General features: G+C 68.4%; 30 protein-coding genes and 1 pseudogene. All 31 read right to left on the bottom strand.

The window, feature by feature from the left end:
• Window positions 1–171 precede the first annotated feature (171 nt).
• Window positions 172–780 (bottom strand): 30S ribosomal protein S4, encoded by a 609-nt coding sequence (rpsD, locus tag D6B71_RS15705; RefSeq protein ID WP_121256744.1) that lies wholly within the window; start codon window positions 778–780, stop codon window positions 172–174.
• Between the two features lie 27 nt (window positions 781–807).
• Window positions 808–1,215, bottom strand: a complete 408-nt coding sequence (gene rpsK, locus D6B71_RS15700; RefSeq protein WP_121256741.1) for a 30S ribosomal protein S11 — start codon at window positions 1,213–1,215, stop codon at window positions 808–810.
• A gap of 68 nt (window positions 1,216–1,283) precedes the next feature.
• Window positions 1,284–1,658: a 30S ribosomal protein S13 gene (gene rpsM / locus D6B71_RS15695; RefSeq protein ID WP_121256739.1), complete on the bottom strand. Its 375-nt coding sequence runs from the start codon at window positions 1,656–1,658 to the stop codon at window positions 1,284–1,286.
• Window positions 1,659–1,851: 193 nt separating this feature from the next.
• On the bottom strand, window positions 1,852–1,965 hold the full coding sequence (gene rpmJ, locus D6B71_RS15690) for a 50S ribosomal protein L36 (protein WP_004008316.1): 114 nt from the start codon (window positions 1,963–1,965) through the stop codon (window positions 1,852–1,854).
• A 75-nt stretch (window positions 1,966–2,040) separates the two neighbouring features.
• Window positions 2,041–2,262 (bottom strand): translation initiation factor IF-1, encoded by a 222-nt coding sequence (infA, locus tag D6B71_RS15685; protein WP_011757309.1) that lies wholly within the window; start codon window positions 2,260–2,262, stop codon window positions 2,041–2,043.
• A gap of 279 nt (window positions 2,263–2,541) precedes the next feature.
• A complete protein-coding gene (locus tag D6B71_RS15680; protein ID WP_121256737.1) occupies window positions 2,542–3,582 on the bottom strand; it encodes an LLM class flavin-dependent oxidoreductase in 1,041 nt (346 codons plus the stop codon).
• 14 nt (window positions 3,583–3,596) lie between these two features.
• Window positions 3,597–4,622, bottom strand: coding sequence for a TerC family protein (locus tag D6B71_RS15675; RefSeq protein ID WP_121256734.1), 1,026 nt, complete (start codon window positions 4,620–4,622; stop codon window positions 3,597–3,599).
• Between the two features lie 190 nt (window positions 4,623–4,812).
• Complete coding sequence (gene map, locus D6B71_RS15670) at window positions 4,813–5,628, bottom strand: type I methionyl aminopeptidase (RefSeq protein WP_121256731.1); 816 nt, start codon at window positions 5,626–5,628, stop codon at window positions 4,813–4,815.
• Between the two features lie 12 nt (window positions 5,629–5,640).
• Window positions 5,641–6,216 carry an adenylate kinase gene (locus D6B71_RS15665; protein ID WP_121256729.1) on the bottom strand — a complete coding sequence of 192 codons (576 nt, stop codon included), beginning with the start codon at window positions 6,214–6,216 and terminating at the stop codon, window positions 5,641–5,643.
• Window positions 6,217–6,218: 2 nt separating this feature from the next.
• Window positions 6,219–7,523: a preprotein translocase subunit SecY gene (gene secY, locus D6B71_RS15660; protein ID WP_121256726.1), complete on the bottom strand. Its 1,305-nt coding sequence runs from the start codon at window positions 7,521–7,523 to the stop codon at window positions 6,219–6,221.
• Window positions 7,524–7,689: 166 nt separating this feature from the next.
• Window positions 7,690–8,130 (bottom strand): 50S ribosomal protein L15, encoded by a 441-nt coding sequence (gene rplO / locus D6B71_RS15655; protein ID WP_121256724.1) that lies wholly within the window; start codon window positions 8,128–8,130, stop codon window positions 7,690–7,692.
• Window position 8,131: 1 nt separating this feature from the next.
• A complete protein-coding gene (rpmD, locus tag D6B71_RS15650; RefSeq protein WP_121256721.1) occupies window positions 8,132–8,314 on the bottom strand; it encodes a 50S ribosomal protein L30 in 183 nt (60 codons plus the stop codon).
• A complete protein-coding gene (gene rpsE, locus D6B71_RS15645) occupies window positions 8,314–8,928 on the bottom strand; it encodes a 30S ribosomal protein S5 (RefSeq protein ID WP_121256718.1) in 615 nt (204 codons plus the stop codon). Before rpsE ends, rpmD begins: the two co-directional genes overlap by 1 nt.
• 70 nt (window positions 8,929–8,998) lie before the next feature.
• The gene (rplR, locus tag D6B71_RS15640) at window positions 8,999–9,382 is read right to left on the bottom strand and encodes a 50S ribosomal protein L18 (RefSeq protein WP_121256931.1); all 384 of its coding nucleotides are present in this window, start codon (window positions 9,380–9,382) and stop codon (window positions 8,999–9,001) included.
• 2 nt (window positions 9,383–9,384) lie between these two features.
• Window positions 9,385–9,924, bottom strand: coding sequence for a 50S ribosomal protein L6 (gene rplF, locus D6B71_RS15635; protein ID WP_121256717.1), 540 nt, complete (start codon window positions 9,922–9,924; stop codon window positions 9,385–9,387).
• Window positions 9,925–9,952: 28 nt separating this feature from the next.
• On the bottom strand, window positions 9,953–10,360 hold the full coding sequence (rpsH, locus tag D6B71_RS15630) for a 30S ribosomal protein S8 (RefSeq protein ID WP_121256714.1): 408 nt from the start codon (window positions 10,358–10,360) through the stop codon (window positions 9,953–9,955).
• Window positions 10,361–10,477: 117 nt separating this feature from the next.
• Window positions 10,478–10,663 carry a type Z 30S ribosomal protein S14 gene (locus tag D6B71_RS15625; protein WP_121256712.1) on the bottom strand — a complete coding sequence of 62 codons (186 nt, stop codon included), beginning with the start codon at window positions 10,661–10,663 and terminating at the stop codon, window positions 10,478–10,480.
• A 1-nt stretch (window position 10,664) separates the two neighbouring features.
• Window positions 10,665–11,234, bottom strand: coding sequence for a 50S ribosomal protein L5 (rplE, locus tag D6B71_RS15620; RefSeq protein WP_121256709.1), 570 nt, complete (start codon window positions 11,232–11,234; stop codon window positions 10,665–10,667).
• Window positions 11,234–11,620, bottom strand: coding sequence for a 50S ribosomal protein L24 (gene rplX, locus D6B71_RS15615; protein WP_121256707.1), 387 nt, complete (start codon window positions 11,618–11,620; stop codon window positions 11,234–11,236). The genes rplE and rplX overlap by 1 nt, the downstream gene beginning before the upstream one ends.
• A 3-nt stretch (window positions 11,621–11,623) precedes the next feature.
• A complete protein-coding gene (gene rplN, locus D6B71_RS15610) occupies window positions 11,624–11,992 on the bottom strand; it encodes a 50S ribosomal protein L14 (RefSeq protein ID WP_011757324.1) in 369 nt (122 codons plus the stop codon).
• Between the two features lie 127 nt (window positions 11,993–12,119).
• Window positions 12,120–12,401 (bottom strand): 30S ribosomal protein S17, encoded by a 282-nt coding sequence (rpsQ, locus tag D6B71_RS15605; RefSeq protein WP_121256704.1) that lies wholly within the window; start codon window positions 12,399–12,401, stop codon window positions 12,120–12,122.
• Window positions 12,398–12,649, bottom strand: a complete 252-nt coding sequence (gene rpmC / locus D6B71_RS15600; protein ID WP_276311010.1) for a 50S ribosomal protein L29 — start codon at window positions 12,647–12,649, stop codon at window positions 12,398–12,400. Before rpmC ends, rpsQ begins: the two co-directional genes overlap by 4 nt.
• Entirely contained in the window at window positions 12,649–13,068 is a 420-nt protein-coding gene (gene rplP, locus D6B71_RS15595; RefSeq protein WP_121256699.1) for a 50S ribosomal protein L16, read from the bottom strand. Before rplP ends, rpmC begins: the two co-directional genes overlap by 1 nt.
• A 3-nt stretch (window positions 13,069–13,071) precedes the next feature.
• Complete coding sequence (gene rpsC, locus D6B71_RS15590) at window positions 13,072–13,902, bottom strand: 30S ribosomal protein S3 (protein ID WP_121256698.1); 831 nt, start codon at window positions 13,900–13,902, stop codon at window positions 13,072–13,074.
• The gene (rplV, locus tag D6B71_RS15585; protein ID WP_121256696.1) at window positions 13,902–14,342 is read right to left on the bottom strand and encodes a 50S ribosomal protein L22; all 441 of its coding nucleotides are present in this window, start codon (window positions 14,340–14,342) and stop codon (window positions 13,902–13,904) included. The genes rpsC and rplV overlap by 1 nt, the downstream gene beginning before the upstream one ends.
• A complete protein-coding gene (gene rpsS / locus D6B71_RS15580; RefSeq protein ID WP_101525247.1) occupies window positions 14,339–14,620 on the bottom strand; it encodes a 30S ribosomal protein S19 in 282 nt (93 codons plus the stop codon). Before rpsS ends, rplV begins: the two co-directional genes overlap by 4 nt.
• A 5-nt stretch (window positions 14,621–14,625) precedes the next feature.
• Entirely contained in the window at window positions 14,626–15,462 is an 837-nt protein-coding gene (gene rplB, locus D6B71_RS15575) for a 50S ribosomal protein L2 (RefSeq protein WP_121256694.1), read from the bottom strand.
• Between the two features lie 29 nt (window positions 15,463–15,491).
• Complete coding sequence (gene rplW, locus D6B71_RS15570) at window positions 15,492–15,797, bottom strand: 50S ribosomal protein L23 (protein ID WP_121256693.1); 306 nt, start codon at window positions 15,795–15,797, stop codon at window positions 15,492–15,494.
• A gap of 11 nt (window positions 15,798–15,808) precedes the next feature.
• Window positions 15,809–16,435 (bottom strand): annotated as a pseudogene (gene rplD, locus D6B71_RS15565) (50S ribosomal protein L4); the annotation flags it as partial.
• Between the two features lie 2 nt (window positions 16,436–16,437).
• Window positions 16,438–17,097, bottom strand: coding sequence for a 50S ribosomal protein L3 (gene rplC / locus D6B71_RS15560; protein WP_121256688.1), 660 nt, complete (start codon window positions 17,095–17,097; stop codon window positions 16,438–16,440).
• Between the two features lie 11 nt (window positions 17,098–17,108).
• A complete protein-coding gene (rpsJ, locus tag D6B71_RS15555; RefSeq protein WP_121256686.1) occupies window positions 17,109–17,417 on the bottom strand; it encodes a 30S ribosomal protein S10 in 309 nt (102 codons plus the stop codon).
• Between the last annotated feature and the right edge of the window lie 129 nt (window positions 17,418–17,546).

The following is a 17,546-nucleotide window of genomic DNA, read 5'->3' as shown; positions in this document are numbered from 1 at the left end:
CACCCGCTATTTGACAGGCCCAGAGTGCAGTGGTGACGGAAGGAGCTGAAGCATCCCGCCGGGGCTTCTCCTGCGACCCCGCCGCGGACGGGTCCACGTGGACCGGTTGCCCGGATCGGGGTCTGGGGCGGAGCCCCAGCGGGGGTACACGGGGGCGGAGCCCCCGTGGGGTTACTTCTTGGAGTAGAACTCGACGATCAGCTGTTCCTGGACCGGGAGGTCGATCTGCGCCCGGGTCGGCACCTGGTGGACGAGGATCCGCATCCGGGAGGGGATGGCCTCGAGCCAGGCCGGGACGACGCGCTCGCCGTGGGTCTCGCGAGCCACGATGAACGGGGTCATCTCCAGCGACTTCTCCCGGACGTCGATGACGTCGTGGGCGGTCACCTGGAAGGACGGGATGTCGACCTTCTTGCCGTTGACCCGGAAGTGGCCGTGGGTGACCAGCTGGCGGGCGTGGCGGCGGGTCCGGGCGAAGCCGGCGCGGTAGACCACGTTGTCGAGGCGGCACTCCAGCAGCTGGAGCAGGTTGTCACCGGTCTTGCCGGGACGCCGCGATGCCTCGACGTAGTAGTTGTGGAACTGGCGCTCGAGCACGCCGTAGGTGAAGCGGGCCTTCTGCTTCTCCTGGAGCTGCGAGCGGTACTCGCTCTCCTTGATCCGCGCGCGGCCGTGCTGGCCGGGCGGGTAGGGGCGGCGCTCGTACGCAGCGTCGCCACCGACGAGGTCGACACCGAGGCGGCGCGACTTGCGGGTCATGGGTCCGGTGTAGCGGGCCATGTCAGTCTCTCCTTCTGCTCTCGGTGGTCAGACGCGCCGGCGCTTGGGCGGGCGGCAGCCGTTGTGGGGGGTGGGGGTGACGTCCTGGATGGTGCCGACCTCGAGGCCGATCGCACCCAGGGAGCGGATCGCGGTCTCGCGGCCCGAGCCCGGGCCCTTGACGAAGACGTCGATCTTCTTCATGCCGTGCTCCATCGCCCGTCGCCCGGCGGCCTCGGCGGCCATCTGCGCGGCGAACGGGGTGGACTTGCGCGAGCCCTTGAAGCCGACGGTGCCGGCGGAGGCCCACGAGATCACCGCGCCGGTGGGGTCGGTGATGGTGACGATGGTGTTGTTGAACGTGCTCTTGATGTGGGCTTCGCCCTGAGCGATGTTCTTCTTCTCCTTGCGGCGCACCTTCTTGGCGCCGGCCGCGGTGCGGCTCTTGGGAGGCATTCAGTTACTCCTGAGGGTCTGGTCTGGGGTGCTGCGAACGAGACGGTGAGCCGCGCCGGGGCGCAGGATCACTTGGCCTTCTTCTTGCCGGCAACCGTGCGCTTGGGGCCCTTGCGGGTGCGCGCGTTGGTCTTGGTGCGCTGTCCGCGGACCGGGAGGCCCATGCGGTGCCGGCGACCCTGGTAGCTGCCGATCTCGATCTTGCGGCGGATGTCGGCCTGCACCTCACGGCGCAGGTCACCCTCGATCTTGAAGTTGCCCTCGATCTCGTCGCGGAGCTTGACCAGCTCCTCGTCGCCCAGCTGGTGGACGCGCAGGTCGGGGTTGACCCCGGTGGCCTGCAGCACCTGCTGAGCGCGGGTACGGCCGATGCCGTAGATGTAGGTGAGTGCGATCTCGATGCGCTTGTCGCGCGGGAGGTCGACACCAACGAGGCGTGCCATGGAGGCGGTGTCCCTTCGGTTGCTCGCAGAGGTTTCTGGTCGTGCCGCGTCCCGTCCCTCGTCGGACGGGCTCCGGCCTGCTGCTCCGGAGGTGGTTTGGCGGGTCGTCCGGCTGCTGCCGGCGAGCCGCTAAGCGGTCACGTGGTCGATGTTCAGTTGTGCCTGCCGGGGCGTTCACACGCTCCGGCGGCGACTAGCCCTGGCGCTGCTTGTGACGCGGGTTCTCGCAGATCACCATGACGCGGCCGTGGCGACGGATCACCTTGCACTTGTCACAGATGGGCTTGACGCTGGGGTTGACCTTCACGGGAGGTCCTTTCGGGTGTCGGCTGCGCGGCACGCACCAGGACCCGACCCGAGGGCCGAGCCACTGTGCGGCTGCCTACTTGTAGCGGTAGACGATCCGGCCGCGAGTCAGGTCGTAGGGAGACAGCTCCACCACCACACGGTCCTCGGGGAGGATCCGGATGTAGTGCTGGCGCATCTTGCCGCTGATGTGGGCGAGGACCTTGTGCCCGTTGCTCAGCTCCACTCGGAACATGGCGTTGGGAAGGGCCTCCACGACGGTGCCCTCGATCTCGATCACGCCTTCTTTCTTCGGCATGTCCTCCGCAATCTGTCGGTTGGTTGTCTACCTTTGGTGCTCCGCCGGCGGAGCCGGCGGGTGGCCCGGGAACCTCCGGCCCGCTGGACCGGTGGACCTCGTGCGGCCGCTTGGGCACCTCATCCCGAGCGCACGACTCATCCGCTCACTTCAGCGTTGGAGGCGTGACTCGAGCAGCCGCGAGGCACCACGAAGCAGACCCACGTTGGGCCGACACGCCAGTTTAGTGGCATTCGTCGCTGAATCTCTAATCGGGCGGCGCGGCCCGGTGGCGGCCGCTCAGCCCGCGAGCAGCCGCAGCGTCTCCTCGCGTGCCGCGCTGGCCGCCGGGTCGGCGCCGCTGAACGCACCCGCCACCGGGTGCAGCATCACCTCGTCGACTGCGTACGCCGAGGCGAGCTCGCCGATGCGGGCGCGGGCCTCGTCGGGGGCGCCGATCACCCACCGCTGCGCCATCGCCTCGAGCAGCGGCTGGTGCTGTGGCGGCACCGGGAGGCGCTCGGCGTCCTCGACGAGGTGCTGCGGCAGCAGGGGCGCGCCGGTGCGCAGCGAGAGCATCGCGAGCAGCTGGGGCAGGGCCAGCCGGTCTGCCTCCGCGTGGGTCGGCGCGACGACCGCGTTCACGGTGAGGAAGGTGCGCGGCTCGGCCAGCTCGGCCGAGGGCTGGAACCGCGACCGGTAGAGCTCCAGCGCCTCCGCGGTGCCCTGGCCGGAGAAGTGGTGGGCGAACACGTAGGGCATCCCCTTCTCCGCGGCCAGCCGTGCGGAGTAGTCCGAGGATCCGAGCAGCCAGATGGTCGGGACCGACGAGGCGACCGGGGTCGCCCGGAGCGGGTGCGTGCGCCCTGCCACGGACAGCCCCACTCCGCCGGGCTCCATCATCGCCAGCACGTTGTCGACGTACTCCGGGAACCGGCTCACGGCCTGGTCGTCGACGCCGCCGGCTCCGTGTCGCAGCGCGTAGCTGGTCACGGGGTCCGACCCGGGCGCCCGGCCGATGCCGAGGTCGATCCGGCCCGGGTGCGCGGCCTCGAGGAGGGCGAACTGCTCGGCGATCACCAACGGGGCGTGGTTGGGCAGCATCACCCCACCCGAGCCGACCCTGATCCGCGACGTGGCCGCGGCCACCATCGCGATCAGCAGGGGCGGGTTGGTGGCCGCGACCGCCGGCATGTTGTGGTGCTCGGCCAGCCAGTAGCGGCGGTAGCCGAGCTCGTCGGCGACCCGCGCCAGGCGGACCGTGGCTGCGAGCGCATCGGCGGTGGTCTGGTCGCTGCGGACCGGGACCAGGTCGAGCACGGAGAGGGTCGGCGTCGTCACCCCGACCTCAGCAGTCAGCGCTCGTCGGATATTCCGTGCTCGGAGTCTGCCGGCTTGGGTGCCGGCGGCGTGGAGTCGGTGGCGGCGACCTCGACCTTCTCGTCGCGCTTGGTCTTGGCCAGGCTGGCGAACGCGGTGAGACCGAGGGTCACCAGGATCACGACGAGACTGATCTCGGTCGGCACCTCCCAGCTGAGCACCTCGCTCTTGTAGAGCGCGTGGATGAACAGCTTCACGCCGATCCAGGCCAGGATGAACGCGAGTCCGAGCGAGAGGTAGACCAGGCGCTCGAGCAGCCCACCGATGAGGAAGTAGAGCTGCCGCAGGCCCATCAGCGCGAACACGTTCGCGGTGAAGACCAGGTAGGGCTCCTGGGTGATGCCGAAGATCGCCGGGATGGAGTCCAGGGCGAACAGCACGTCGGTGGTACCGAGCGCGATGATCACGATCAGCATCGGCGAGGCGAAACGGACGCCGTTGTCCCGGTAGAAGAGCTTCAGGCCCATCCACTTGTCGCCCACGTTGAGGTGGTTCTGGGCGAACGTGACGACCCGGGAGTCCTCGGGGTGCTCCTCCTCGTGCTTGCGGTAGGAGCGCACCAGGTTCACCGCGGTGTAGACCAGGAACGCACCGAAGATGTAGAAGACCCAGCTGAAGTTCTCGACCAGCGTGTAGCCGATCGCGATGAAGATGCCGCGGAAGACCAGCGCCAGGATGATGCCCACCATCAGGGCTTCCTGCTGGTACTTGCGGGGCACCTTCAGAGCTGCCATCAGCACGATGAACACGAACAGGTTGTCGACCGAGAGGCTCTTCTCGACGACGAAGCCGGTGAAGTAGTCCAACCCGTAGGTCGAGCCGTGGAACCAGATGGTCCACAGCCCGAACGCGCCGGCGGCGGCCATGTAGACGATGAACCAGATCGTCGACTCCCGCATCGTCGGCTCGTGCGGGTTGCGGGCGATGACGATCACGTCGAAGAGCAGCACCGCGCAGGTGACGGTGAGCGTGATGGTCCATTCGAGACCGGAGACTTCCACAGGGTTCCTCCTGAAGGGGACGGCAGCGCGCCAGAGGTCTCTCCCGCCGCGATCGCGACCCGCGGTGCCGGACCGGCTCAAGGCACCGGACGTGCTGACGACTCCGCGACGGTAGGGATACTCCCCTCCTGCGGCCACCATCCTTGCACGGCGCTCCCAACGGCTCGCCGGCGCGGCGCCTCCGGCGGGGTCAGCCGCCGTACGCCGCCCCGAGCTCGCGGAGCCGGGCCTCGCCGCCGTCGAGCGCGGTGAGCACCCACGCGCCACGCTCGGTGAGCACGAAGGTGTGCTCGTAGTGGGCCGCCCAACTGCCGTCGCGGGTGACCACGGTCCAGTCGTCGTCGAGGAGGTCGGTCTGCTTGCCGCCGAGCGTCACCATCGGCTCGACCGCGAGCGCCAGCCCGCGCACCAGCTTGGGGCCGCGGCCGGCCCTCCCGTAGTTGGGCACGTCCGGCGGCTGGTGCATGGCGGAGCCGATGCCGTGGCCGGTGTAGTCCTCGAGGATGCCGTAGCCGCCCTGGGAGCGGACGTGCTGCTCGACGGCGTGGGAGATGTCGGAGACCCGGCCTCCCAGCCGCGCGGCCGCGATGCCGCGCCACATCGCCTCCTCGGTGACCCGCATCAGCTCGGTCACCTCGGCGGGCACACCGCCGACGGCGACGGTGATCGCGGCGTCGCCGTGCCAGCCGTCGACGATCGCTCCGCAGTCGATCGAGACGACGTCGCCGTCGGCCAGCACCCGGTCACCGGGGATGCCGTGCACCACCTCGTCGTTGACCGAGGCGCAGATGGACGCCGGGAACCCCTGGTAGCCCTGGAAGGAGGGCGTCGCGCCCCGGGAGCGGATGCTGTCCTCGGCCAGCGCGTCCAGGTCGGCGGTGCTCACTCCGGCGCGGACGGCGGCACGCAGCGTCTCCAGGGTCTCCCCCACGACCAGCCCGGCGCGGCGCATCGCCAGGATCTGCTCCGGGGTCTTGATCTCGATCCCTCGGTCACGCAGGCCCACGGCGCCGCCCCGCTAGCTCTCGGGGACGGCGTCCAGCGCGTCGAGGAGGCGCCGGGTGACCTCGGCGACCTCGCCCATGCCGTCGATCTCGTGGCAGATGCCGCGCTGCCGGTAGACCTCGATCAACGGCGCGGTCTGCTCGGCGTAGACGTCCTGCCGGTGCCGCACGACGTCCTCGGTGTCGTCGGCGCGTCCCTCGACCTGGGCGCGCTGGATCAGGCGCGTGACGACCTCGTCCTTGTCGACGGTCAGGCACAGCACGGCGTCGAGGGCGTGCCCCGCCGCCGAGAGCATGTCGTCGAGCTCCTCGACCTGGGCCAGCGTGCGCGGGTAGCCGTCGAGCAGGAAGCCGTTCGCGGCGTCCGGTTCGGCGATCCGGTTGCGCACCATCAGGTTGGTGACCTCATCGGGCACGTACTCTCCCGCGTCCATGAACCGCTTGGCCTCGACCCCGAGCTCGGTGCCTTCGGAGACGTTGGCGCGGAAGATGTCGCCGGTGGAGATCGCCGGGATGTCGAAGTGCTCGGCGATGAACTTCGCCTGGGTGCCCTTCCCTGCCCCCGGCGGGCCCATGATGATCAGTCTCATTGTTACCGCAGGAATCCTTCGTAGTTGCGCTGCTGGAGCTGGCTCTCGATCTGCTTCACCGTGTCGAGCGCGACGCCCACCATGATCAGGATGGAGGTGCCGCCGAACGGGAAGTTCTGGTTCGCGTTGATCAGCACCAGCGCGATGAGCGGGATGAGCGAGATGAGACCGAGGTAGAGAGCGCCTGGCAGCGTGATGCGGGACAGGACGTAGGACAGGTAGTCCTCGGTCGGCTTGCCCGCCCGGATCCCGGGGATGAAGCCGCCGTACTTCTTCATGTTGTCGGCCACCTCGTTGGGGTTGAAGGTGATCGACACGTAGAAGTAGGTGAAGAAGATGATGAGCGCGAAGAACGTCGCCATGTAGAGCGGGTGGCTGCCGTCGACGAAGTACTTGCTGATCAGCCGCACCCAGTCGGCGCTGCTGTTCTGGTTGAACTGGACGGCCATCGCCGGCAGGTAGAGCAGCGAGGAGGCGAAGATGACCGGGATGATGCCGGCCTGGTTGACCTTCAGCGGGATGTAGGTCGAGCTGCCGCCGAACATCTTGCGGCCCACCATCCGGCGGGCGTACTGCACCGGGATGCGGCGCTGTGCCTGCTCGATGAAGATGACGCCGGCGATGATCGTCAGACCGATCGCCATCACCACCGCGAACACGAACCAGCCCTGCTGCTGCTGGACGTCCCACAGCGAGGCGGGGAAGGTGGCGACCACCTGGGTGAAGATCAGCAGCGACATGCCGTTGCCGACACCGCGCTCGGTGATCAGCTCACCCAGCCACATGATCACGGCGGTGCCCGCGGTCATCGTGATGACCATGACCATGAAGGTCTGCGTGCCGTCGTCGTGGAGCAGCGGGAAGCGCTCGGAGTCGCAGTTCTGCAGCAGGTTGCCCGACCGGGCCAGGGCGACGATGCCGGTGGCCTGCAGCAGCGCGAGCCCGAGGGTGAGGTAGCGGGTGTACTGGGTGATCTTCGTCTGCCCGGCCTGACCCTCCTTCTTGAGGGCCTCGAGCCGGGGGATGACCACCACCAGCAGCTGCAGGATGATGCTCGCGGTGATGTAGGGCATGATCCCCAGCGCGAACACCGTCAGTTGGAGCAGTGCGCCACCGGAGAACATGTTGATCAGGCTGTACAGGCCCGAGTTCTCCTGCTGGTTCAGGCACTCCTGGACGTTCGCGACGTGGACGCCCGGCGCGGGGATCTGGGATCCGGCGCGGAAGATCACGAGGATCATCAGGACGAAGAGCAGCTTGCGCCGGAGGTCCGGAGTCCGGAAAGCGTTCGCGAACGCGCTCAGCACGGGATCCTCTTTCTACAGCGGTTACAGGTCCGCGGCGCAGCGGCCCGGGACGCCGGGAAGCCTAACAGGACCTGTCGGACGGTCGTGATGCGCCACAGGGGCGCGGCCGGGACCACCTGTCGGCGGTCCGTCCGCGCCCCTGGCGCACTACATGCGGGAGGTGGCGTCACACGACCGTGGTCGTGCCGCCCGCCTCCTCGATCTTCTGCTTGGCCGAGGCCGAGAACGCGTTCGCGCTCACCTCGACCTTGACGGTGATGTCGCCCTGGCCGAGCACCTTGACCGGCTGGTTGCGGCGCACCGCGCCGCGGGCCACGAGCTCGTCGACGGTGACGGCGCCACCCTCGGGGAACAGCTCGTTGATCCGGTCCAGGTTCACGACCTGGAACTCGACCTTGAACGGGTTCTTGAAGCCCTTCAGCTTCGGCAGCCGCATGTGCAGCGGCATCTGGCCACCCTCGAAGGCGGCCGGCACCTGGTAGCGGGCCTTGGTGCCCTTGGTGCCTCGGCCCGCGGTCTTGCCCTTCGAGGCCTCACCGCGACCCACACGGGTCTTGGCGGTCTTGGCACCCGGGGCGGGTCGCAGGTGGTGCAGCTTGAGCGTCATGTCACTCGACCTCCTCGACCGTCACCAGGTGACGGACGGTGTTGACCATGCCGCGGATCTCCGGGCGGTCTTCCTTCACGACAACGTCGCCGATCCGCTTGAGACCGAGCGTGCGCAGGGTCTCGCGCTGGTTGGCCTTGATGCCGACCGTGCCCCGCTTCTGCTTGACCTTGAGCTGCGCCATCAGGAAGACACCCCCGGAGCGGTCGCCGGCACCTCGGCCCGCGCCTTGAGGATCGCCGCCGGCGTGACCTCCTCGACGGTCAGCCCGCGTCGCGCGGCGACCTGCTCGGGCTGCTCGAGCATGCGGAGCGCTTCGACGGTCGCGTGCACGATGTTGATCTGGTTCGACGATCCGAGCGACTTGCTCAGGATGTCGTGGATGCCGGCACACTCGAGCACCGCACGCACCGGACCACCGGCGATGACACCGGTACCGGGCGAGGCGGGACGAAGCATGACGACGCCGGCCGCCTTCTCGCCCTGCACGGGGTGCGGGATGGTGCCCTGGATGCGGGGAACGCGGAAGAAGTGCTTCTTCGCCTCCTCCACGCCCTTGGCGATGGCGGCCGGGACCTCCTTCGCCTTGCCGTAGCCGACGCCGACGAGACCGTCACCGTCACCGACGACCACGAGGGCGGTGAAGCTGAAACGCCGACCACCCTTCACGACCTTGGCGACACGGTTGATCGCAACGACGCGCTCGATGTAGGCGGTCTTCTCGGCGCCCTGGCCACGACGATCGTCGCGGCCGCCTCGGCGCTCGCCACCGCGCTGTCCGCGCTGGGCTCCGCTCATGAGACTGTTCCTCTTCTCTTCAATGCAGTAAGTCGGGGGACCACGGGGGTGTCCCCCGTGCGCCAAGCGATCAGAAGCTGAGGCCGCCCTCGCGGGCGCCGTCGGCCAGGGCCGCGACGCGACCGTGGTACTTGTTGCCGGCGCGGTCGAAGACCACGCCGTCGATGCCGGCGGACTTGGCGCGCTCGGCGACGAGCTCACCGACCCGCTTGGCCTTGGCCGACTTGTCGCCCTCGAGGGAGCGCAGCTCCGACTCCATGGTCGAGGCGGACACCAGGGTCCGGCCGACCAGGTCGTCGACGACCTGCACGGAGATGTGCTTGGCGGAGCGGGTCACGACCAGGCGCGGACGCTCGGCAGTGCCGTGGACGCGCTTGCGGCCACGAGCCTGCCGGCGCAGCCGCGCCTTGACACGGGAGGCGGTGTGCTTCCGGTTGGACAGCGAGATCGCCATGATCACTTACCAGCCTTTCCGACCTTGCGGCGGATGTGCTCACCCGCGTAGCGAACGCCCTTGCCCTTGTAGGGCTCGGGCTTGCGCAGCTTGCGGATGTTCGCGGCCACCTCGCCCACGAGCTGCTTGTCGATGCCCTGGACGCCGAGGCGAGTGGGGCCGTCGACGGTGAAGGTGATGCCTTCGGGGGCGTCGAAGGTGATCGAGTGGGAGTAGCCGAGCTGGAACTCCAGCTGGGTCGGGCCCTTGGACAGGACCCGGTAGCCCACGCCCACGATCTCGAGACGCTTCTCGTAGCCGTCGGTCACCCCGACGACCATGTTGTTGACCAGCGTCCGGCTCAGACCGTGCAGCGCCTTGCTGCGGCGGTCGTCGTCGGGCCGCTTGACCTCGAGGACACCGTCGCCCTTCTCGATCGTGATCGGGGCGGCGATGGTGTGGTTCAGGGTGCCCTTGGGCCCCTTCACGGTCACCTGCTGGCCCTCGATCGAGACGTCGACGCCGGACGGGACCGGGACGGGGAGCTTGCCGATGCGCGACATGCTTATCTCTCTCCTTCTCGGTCTCTCGTCACCAGACGTAGGCGAGGACTTCCCCACCCACGCCCTTCTGGTTGGCCTGTCGGTCGGTCAGCAGGCCCTGGCTGGTCGAGATGATCGCGACCCCCAGGCCGCCGAGCACCTTCGGGAGCCCCGTGGACTTGGCGTAGACCCGCAGGCCCGGCTTGCTGATGCGGCGCACGCCGGCGATGGAACGCTCGCGGCTGCGGCCGTACTTGAGGGTGATCGTGAGCGTCTTGCCCACCTGGCCCTCGGTCGGCTCCTGCACCTCGAAGGAGGTGATGTACCCCTCCTGCTGGAGGATCTCGGCCACGCCCTGCTTGAGCTTGCTGTAGGGCATCGACACCGAGTCGTGGTACGCCTGGTTGGCGTTGCGCAGACGGGTGAGCATGTCTGCGATCGGGTCAGTCATCGTCATGAGTGGTTCTTTCCCTGCGGTTTCGACTCGTTCGCGACGAGCCGACCTGCAGCTATCGAGTTCATCGGACCGCAACCACGGTCCGGGGGGTAGTCGGGGGACGGAGCCCCCCGCCGTTTACCAGGAGGACTTGGTGACGCCGGGCAGCTCGCCGCGGTGGGCCATCTCCCGCAGGCAGATCCGGCACAGGCCGAACTTGCGGTAGACCGCACGGGGACGGCCGCAGCGCTGGCAGCGGGTGTACCCCTGCACCTTGAACTTCGGCTTGCGAGCAGCCTTGACCTTCAGGGCAGTCTTCGCCATGTCAGTTCTCCTTGAACGGGAAGCCGAGCTGCTTGAGCAGCGCCCGACCCTGGTCGTCGTTGGTGGCCGTGGTGACGACCGTGATGTCCATGCCCCGGGAGCGGTCGATCCGGTCCTGGTTGATCTCGTGGAACATGACCTGCTCGGTCAGCCCGAACGTGTAGTTGCCCCGTCCGTCGAACTGGTTGGGGTTCAGGCCACGGAAGTCACGGATGCGCGGCAGCGCCAGCGACAGCAGCCGGTCGAGGAACTCCCACATCCGGTCGCCGCGCAGCGTGACGTGTGCGCCGATCGGCATCCCCTCGCGGAGCTTGAACTGCGCGATGGACTTGCGGGCGCGGGTCACGGTCGGCTTCTGGCCGGTGATCGCGGTGAGGTCGCGCACCGCGCCCTCGATCAGCTTGGAGTCGCGAGCGGCCTCGCCGACACCCATGTTGACCACGATCTTGGTCAGGCCGGGCACCTGCATGACGTTCTTGATGTCGAAATCGGCCTGCAGCGCGGGGAGGATCTCCTCGCGGTAGCGGGTCTTCAGACGCGGTGCGACACGCGTCGTGGAGGTCTCGGTCATCAGATTTCCTTGCCGGTCTTGCGCGAGATGCGCACGCTGCGCTCAGCCTTGTACGTCGAGCCGTCCGGGCGGCGCTTGGTGACCTCGTCGCGGCGGAAGCCGATCCGGGTCACGCCGTCGCCCTCGACGAGCATCACGTTGGAGACGTGGATCGGGGCCTCGGTGGTGATGATGCCGCCGGTGTTGCCGGCCCGACCGCCCTGGTTCACCACCTTCGTGTGCCGCTTGATGCGGTTCACGCCCTCGACGATGACCCGCTGCTCCTCGCGGAGCACCGAGATCACCTTGCCCTCGGCGCCCTTGTCCTTGCCGGCGATCACCTTGACGGTGTCGCCCTTCTTGATGTTCACCGGGCTCTTCGAGCTCTTCTGGGACTTGTTGGCCATGACTCAGAGCACCTCCGGCGCCAGCGAGATGATCTTCATGAACTTCTTCTCGCGCAGCTCACGACCGACGGGGCCGAAGATGCGGGTGCCCCGCGGCTCGCCGTCGTTCTTGAGGATCACCGCGGCGTTCTCGTCGAAGCGGATGTAGGAACCGTCGGGACGGCGACGCTCCTTGACGGTGCGAACGACAACGGCCTTGACGACGTCGCCCTTCTTGACGTTGCCACCGGGGATCGCGTCCTTCACGGTGGCGACGATGACGTCGCCGATACCGGCGTAGCGCCGACCCGAGCCGCCGAGCACCCGGATGCAGAGGATCTCCTTCGCACCCGTGTTGTCGGCGACCTTGAGTCGCGACTCCTGCTGGATCACTGTTCTCTCCTTGTCACCACGGTTCTCGGTGCGGATCCGAGCCTGTGGGAACTAATACGTCCCGGCTGCGCCGGGGCTGTCTGGTCTGTTTCGTCGAACCAAGCTCGCTTCGCTCGCGTCCGAGGAGTTACTTGGCCTTCTCCAGGACCTCGATGACGCGCCAGCGCTTGGTGGCCGACAGGGGCCGGGTCTCCATGAGCAGCACCCGGTCGCCGATGCCGCACTCGTTGGCCTCGTCGTGCGCCTTGAGCTTGGACGTGCGGCGCATGACCTTGCCGTAGAGCGCGTGCTTGACGCGGTCCTCGACGGTCACGACGACGGTCTTGTCCATCTTGTCGCTGACCACGATGCCCTCGCGGACCTTGCGCGAGTTGCGCTCGACCTTCTGCTCGGTCGCGTTCTCGCTCATGCGGCACCGTCCTCGTTCTCGTCGCTGCCCGGGGTGTTGCGGATGCCGAGCTCGCGCTCACGCACCACGGTGTAGATCCGGGCGATGTCCTTCTTGACCGTGCGCAGACGGCCGTGGCTCTCCAGCTGACCGGTGGCGGCCTGGAACCGGAGGTTGAACAGCTCCTCCTTGGCCTCGCGGAGCTTCGCCTCGAGGTCGACGGCGTTCAGCTCGTCGAGCTCGTGGGCGGCCATTCCCTGACCAGCCATCAGAATTCACCTGCTTCACGGGTCACGAACCGGCACTTCATGGGGAGCTTGTGCATCGCCCGACGCATCGCCTCACGGGCGACGTCCTCGGTGACACCGGACAGCTCGAACATGACGCGGCCCGGCTTGACGTTGGCGATCCACCACTCCGGCGAGCCCTTGCCGGAGCCCATGCGGGTCTCGGCGGGCTTCTTGGTGAGCGGTCGGTCCGGGTAGATGTTGATCCAGACCTTGCCGCCACGCTTGATGTGGCGGGTCATCGCGATACGCGCGGACTCGATCTGGCGGTTGGTGACGTAGTGGCCCTCGACCGCCTGGATGCCGAACTCGCCGAACGCGAGCTTCGTGCCACCCTTGGCCGCACCCGTCCGCTTGGGGTGGTGCTGCTTGCGGTGCTTGACCCGACGGGGCATCAGCATGGGTCAGCCCTCCTGTCCGGACTCGGCGGGAGCGGTAGCGGCGGCCTCGGCCGGCGCCTGGCTCGCTGGGGTCTCGGTGCCGCGGTCGGCGCGCGTGGGACGGTCACCGCGCGAGCCACGGCTCGGACGGTCCCCACCCCGCGTCGGACGACCACCGCGACCGGGAACCCCGGCGCGGGCGGCAGCCTGGGCCTGGCGCTCGGCACGGGTGCCGGCGACCTCGCCCTTGTAGATCCAGACCTTCACGCCGATCCGGCCGAAGGTCGTGCGGGCCTCGTAGAAGCCGTAGTCGATGTCGGCACGCAGCGTGTGCAGCGGGACGCGGCCCTCGCGGTAGAACTCGGTGCGCGACATCTCGGCGCCGTTGAGCCGACCCGAGCACTGGATCCGGATGCCCTTGGCACCCGAGCGCATCGTGGTCTGCATCGCCTTGCGCATGGCGCGACGGAACTGCACGCGGCCCGAGAGCTGCTCGGCGACACCCTGGGCGACCAGCTGAGCGTCGACCTCGGGGTTCTTCACCTCGAGGATGTTCAGCTGCACCTGCTTGCCGGTGAGCTTCTCCAGCTCGCCGCGGATGCGGTCCGCCTCGGCGCCGCGGCGACCGATCACGATGCCCGGACGCGCGGTGTGGATGTCCACCCGGACGCGCTCACGGGTGCGCTCGATCTCGACGCGGGAGATGCCGGCGCGCTCCATGCCCTTGCTGAGCAGCTTGCGGATCGCGACGTCCTCGCCGACGTAGGACTTGTACAGCTTGTCGGCGTACCAGCGGCTCTTGTGGTCGGTCGAGATGCCGAGTCGGAAGCCGTTCGGGTTGATCTTCTGGCCCATCAGGCACTCTTCCTCTTCTTGGTCGACGCCTTGTTCTCCGCCACGACGGCCGCCGGTTGCACGACCAGGGTGATGTGGCTGGTGCGCTTGTTGATCCGGGTGGCCCGGCCCTGGGCGCGGGGGCGCCAGCGCTTCATCGTGGGGCCCTCGTCGACCTGGGCGACCGAGACCATCAGGTCGCCGCGGTCGAGACCCTCGGTGGTCTCGGCGTTGGCGATGGCGCTCTCGAGCACCTTGTAGACGGTCTCCGAGGCGGCCTGCGGTGCGAACTGCAGCAGCGCCAGGGCGTCGTCGACGGGCAGACCGCGGACCATGTCGACGACACGGCGGGCCTTGAGGGGGGTGATCCGCGTGTAGCGGGCGCTGGCGAACGCGCCCGGCTGGTCGCCGAGCAGCGACTCGCGGCGCGCGCTCACGCGCTGGCGGTCGGTGGTGCTCATCGACGGCGTCCCTTCCGGTCTTCCTTCACGTGCCCGCGGTAGGTGCGGGTGGGGGCGAACTCGCCGAGCTTGTGGCCGACCATCGAGTCGGTCACGAACACCGGCACGTGCTTGCGACCGTCGTGCACCGCGATCGTGTGGCCGATCATGGCCGGGACGATCATCGAGCGGCGCGACCAGGTCTTGATCACGTTGTGGCTGCCCTTGTCGTTCTCCGCGTCCACCTTCTTCATGAGGTGGCCGTCGACGAAGGGGCCCTTCTTCAGGCTGCGAGGCATGTCAGTTACTTCCTACCCTTGCCGGACTTGCGACGGCGGATGATCTGGGAGTCGCTGGCCTTGCGCTTGCGCGTGCGGCCCTCGGGCTTGCCCCAGGGCGAGACCGGGTGGCGACCACCGGAGGTCTTGCCCTCACCACCGCCGTGCGGGTGGTCGACGGGGTTCATGACGACACCGCGGACGGTCGGGCGCTTGCCCTTCCACCGCATCCGGCCGGCCTTGCCCCAGTTGATGTTGGACTGCTCGGCGTTGCCGACCTCGCCGACGGTGGCGCGGCAGCGCACGTCGACGAAGCGCATCTCGCCGGACGGCATGCGCAGCGTGGCGCGGCTGCCCTCACGGGCGACGAGCTGGGCCGAGTTGCCGGCCGAGCGGGCGATCTTCGCCCCGCCGCCGGGACGCAGCTCCACGCAGTGCACGGTGGTGCCCACGGGGATGTTGCGCAGCGGCAGGTTGTTGCCGGGCTTGATGTCGGCGTTCGGACCCGACTCGACCTGGATGCCCTGGCGCAGGTCCTTCGGCGCGACGATGTAGCGCTTCTCGCCGTCGGCGTAGTGCAGCAGCGCGATCCGAGCGGTGCGGTTGGGGTCGTACTCGATGTGCGCGACCTTGGCCGGCACCCCGTCCTTGTCGTAGCGACGGAAGTCGATGATCCGGTAGGCCCGCTTGTGGCCGCCGCCCTGGTGCCGGGTGGTGATCCGGCCCTGGTTGTTGCGGCCGCCCTTCTTGGGCAGCGGACGGGTCAGGGACTTCTCGGGGGTGGTGCGCGTGATCTCGACGAAGTCGGCGACCGACGAGCCGCGTCGGCCCGGCGTGGTCGGCTTGTACTTGCGGATAGCCATGTTCAGTCCTCGTTAGTCCAGCTGCCCGGTCAGGAGACCGGACCCCCGAAGATGTCGATGCGGTGGCCCTCGGCGAGGCTGACGATCGCCCGCTTGGTGTTGGCGCGGCGGCCGATCCCGTAGCGGGTGCGGCGCGCCTTGCCCTGGCGGTTGATCGTGTTGACCGAGGTGACCTTGACGTTGAACACCTTCTCGACCGCGATCTTGATCTCGGTCTTGTTGGCGTCCGGGCGCACCAGGAAGGTGTACTTGTTGGCGTCGAGGAGGCCGTAGCTCTTCTCCGACACCACCGGCGCGATCAGGATGTCGCGGTGGTCCTTGTGCAGGGTGCTCACTTCTCGGTCTCCTCGGCGGTCGCGGACTTGCCGTTCACGAACTGCTCGTAAGCGCCCTGGGTGAAGACCACGTCGTCGGAGGCCAGCACGTCGTAGGTGTTGAGCTGGTCGACCGCCACGATGTGCACCTGGGGTGCGTTGCGCAGCGAGAGCCAGGTGACGGCGTCGGTGCGCTCGAGCACCACGAGGAAGCGGTCGCGGTCCGACAGCCCGGCGAGGGCGGCCAGGCCGGCCTTCGTGGAGGGCTTGTCGCCGGTGACCAGCGACTCGACCACGTGGATCCGGTCGTTGCGAGCCCGGTCGGACAGGGCTCCGCGCAGGGCGGCGGCCTTCATCTTCTTGGGGGTGCGCTGGTCGTACTTGCGCGGCTGCGGGCCGTGGACGGTGCCACCGCCGGCGAACTGCGGCGCGCGGGTCGAGCCCTGGCGGGCGCGGCCGGTGCCCTTCTGCTTGTAGGGCTTGCGGCCACCACCGCGCACCTCCCCGCGGGTCTTCGTCGAGTGCGACCCCTGGCGGGCGGCGGCCTGCTGGGCCACGACCACCTGGTGGATCAGCGGGATGTTGACCTCGACGTCGAAGATCTCCGCCGGGAGGTCGACCTTGACGGTCTTGACCTTGGTCTGGGACTTGGTAGCCATGCTCAGGCCTCCTGCGTCTTCTTGGCAGCCGAGCGGAGCACGACCAGGCCGCCCTTGGGGCCGGGGACGGCGCCCTTGAGCAGGATCAGGCCCTTCTCGGTGTCGACCGAGTGCACGGTGACGTTCTGGGTGGTGACGGTGTCGTGACCCATCCGGCCGGCCATCCGCACGCCCTTGAAGACGCGGCCCGGGGTGGCGCACGCGCCGATCGAGCCGGGCTTGCGGTGGTTGCGGTGGGCGCCGTGCGAGGCGGACACGCCGGCGAAGCCGTGACGCTTCATCACACCGGCGAAGCCCTTGCCCTTGCTGGTGCCGGTGACGTCGATGTCCTCGCCCGCGGCGAAGGTGTCGACGGCCAGCTCCTGCCCGACCTCGTAGGAGGCGGCGTCGGCGGTGCGGATCTCGACCAGGTGACGACGGGGGGTCGTCCCGGCCTTGGCGAAGTGACCGGACTGCGGCTTGTTCACCTTGCGGCCCTCGATCTCGCCGAACCCGACCTGGACGGCGTTGTAGCCGTCGGTCTCGGGCTTGCGGATCTGGGTGACCACGTTGGTGGACGCGGCGATCACGGTCACCGGGACGATGCGGTTGTTCTCGTCCCAGAGCTGGGTCATGCCGAGCTTGGTGCCCAGCAGGCCCTTCACGTTGCGTTCGATAGTCATGGCTCGCAACCTCAGAGCTTGATCTCGATGTCGACACCGGCGGGCAGGTCCAGCCGCATCAGCGAGTCGACGGTCTTCGGCGTGGGGTCGATGATGTCGATGAGGCGCTTGTGGGTGCGCATCTCGAAGTGCTCGCGGGAGTCCTTGTACTTGTGGGGCGAGCGGATCACGACGTAGACGTTCTTCTCGGTCGGCAGCGGCACGGGGCCGGCGACGCGAGCACCCGTACGGGTGACGGTGTCCACGATCTTGCGCGCCGAGGTGTCGATCACCTCGTGGTCATAGGCCTTGAGCCTGATGCGGATCTTCTGTCCCGCCATAGGTCTCTCTCGTCCTTGTCATCAGTGCCGCGTGCTGGTCACGACGCGATCTCGGGTGAGACCGCACCGCCCGTGCTCCACCACTCCGAGCCGTTCCCCGCCTGAGCTCCGACCCCCGCGGTCGGGCGT

Origin of the sequence: Nocardioides ferulae, from assembly GCF_003660455.1 — a bacterium.
GTDB classification, from domain to species: domain Bacteria; phylum Actinomycetota; class Actinomycetes; order Propionibacteriales; family Nocardioidaceae; genus Nocardioides; species Nocardioides ferulae.
This window is presented reverse-complemented; position numbering and strand designations above follow the sequence as displayed.

Excerpts from the sequence above, each read along its gene's own strand:
- rpsD (WP_121256744.1), bottom strand. The coding sequence starts at position 780 with ATGGCCCGCTACACCGGACCCATGACCCGCAAGTCGCGCCGCCTCGGT.
- rpsK (WP_121256741.1), bottom strand. The coding sequence starts at position 1,215 with ATGCCTCCCAAGAGCCGCACCGCGGCCGGCGCCAAGAAGGTGCGCCGC.
- rpsM (WP_121256739.1), bottom strand. The coding sequence starts at position 1,658 with ATGGCACGCCTCGTTGGTGTCGACCTCCCGCGCGACAAGCGCATCGAG.
- infA (WP_011757309.1), bottom strand. The coding sequence starts at position 2,262 with ATGCCGAAGAAAGAAGGCGTGATCGAGATCGAGGGCACCGTCGTGGAG.
- D6B71_RS15665 (WP_121256729.1), bottom strand. The coding sequence starts at position 6,216 with ATGAGACTGATCATCATGGGCCCGCCGGGGGCAGGGAAGGGCACCCAG.
- rplO (WP_121256724.1), bottom strand. The coding sequence starts at position 8,130 with ATGACGCTCAAGCTGCACCACCTGCGACCCGCCCCGGGTGCCAAGACC.
- rpmD (WP_121256721.1), bottom strand. The coding sequence starts at position 8,314 with ATGGCGCAGCTCAAGGTCAAGCAGAAGCGGGGCACGGTCGGCATCAAG.
- rpsE (WP_121256718.1), bottom strand. The coding sequence starts at position 8,928 with ATGAGCGGAGCCCAGCGCGGACAGCGCGGTGGCGAGCGCCGAGGCGGC.
- rplR (WP_121256931.1), bottom strand. The coding sequence starts at position 9,382 with ATGGCGATCTCGCTGTCCAACCGGAAGCACACCGCCTCCCGTGTCAAG.
- rplF (WP_121256717.1), bottom strand. The coding sequence starts at position 9,924 with ATGTCGCGCATCGGCAAGCTCCCCGTCCCGGTCCCGTCCGGCGTCGAC.
- rpsH (WP_121256714.1), bottom strand. The coding sequence starts at position 10,360 with ATGACGATGACTGACCCGATCGCAGACATGCTCACCCGTCTGCGCAAC.
- D6B71_RS15625 (WP_121256712.1), bottom strand. The coding sequence starts at position 10,663 with ATGGCGAAGACTGCCCTGAAGGTCAAGGCTGCTCGCAAGCCGAAGTTC.
- rplE (WP_121256709.1), bottom strand. The coding sequence starts at position 11,234 with ATGACCGAGACCTCCACGACGCGTGTCGCACCGCGTCTGAAGACCCGC.
- rplX (WP_121256707.1), bottom strand. The coding sequence starts at position 11,620 with ATGGCCAACAAGTCCCAGAAGAGCTCGAAGAGCCCGGTGAACATCAAG.
- rpsQ (WP_121256704.1), bottom strand. The coding sequence starts at position 12,401 with ATGAGCGAGAACGCGACCGAGCAGAAGGTCGAGCGCAACTCGCGCAAG.
- rpmC (WP_276311010.1), bottom strand. The coding sequence starts at position 12,649 with ATGGCTGGTCAGGGAATGGCCGCCCACGAGCTCGACGAGCTGAACGCC.
- rplP (WP_121256699.1), bottom strand. The coding sequence starts at position 13,068 with ATGCTGATGCCCCGTCGGGTCAAGCACCGCAAGCAGCACCACCCCAAG.
- rpsC (WP_121256698.1), bottom strand. The coding sequence starts at position 13,902 with ATGGGCCAGAAGATCAACCCGAACGGCTTCCGACTCGGCATCTCGACC.
- rplV (WP_121256696.1), bottom strand. The coding sequence starts at position 14,342 with ATGAGCACCACCGACCGCCAGCGCGTGAGCGCGCGCCGCGAGTCGCTG.
- rpsS (WP_101525247.1), bottom strand. The coding sequence starts at position 14,620 with ATGCCTCGCAGCCTGAAGAAGGGCCCCTTCGTCGACGGCCACCTCATG.
- rplB (WP_121256694.1), bottom strand. The coding sequence starts at position 15,462 with ATGGCTATCCGCAAGTACAAGCCGACCACGCCGGGCCGACGCGGCTCG.
- rplC (WP_121256688.1), bottom strand. The coding sequence starts at position 17,097 with ATGACTATCGAACGCAACGTGAAGGGCCTGCTGGGCACCAAGCTCGGC.
- rpsJ (WP_121256686.1), bottom strand. The coding sequence starts at position 17,417 with ATGGCGGGACAGAAGATCCGCATCAGGCTCAAGGCCTATGACCACGAG.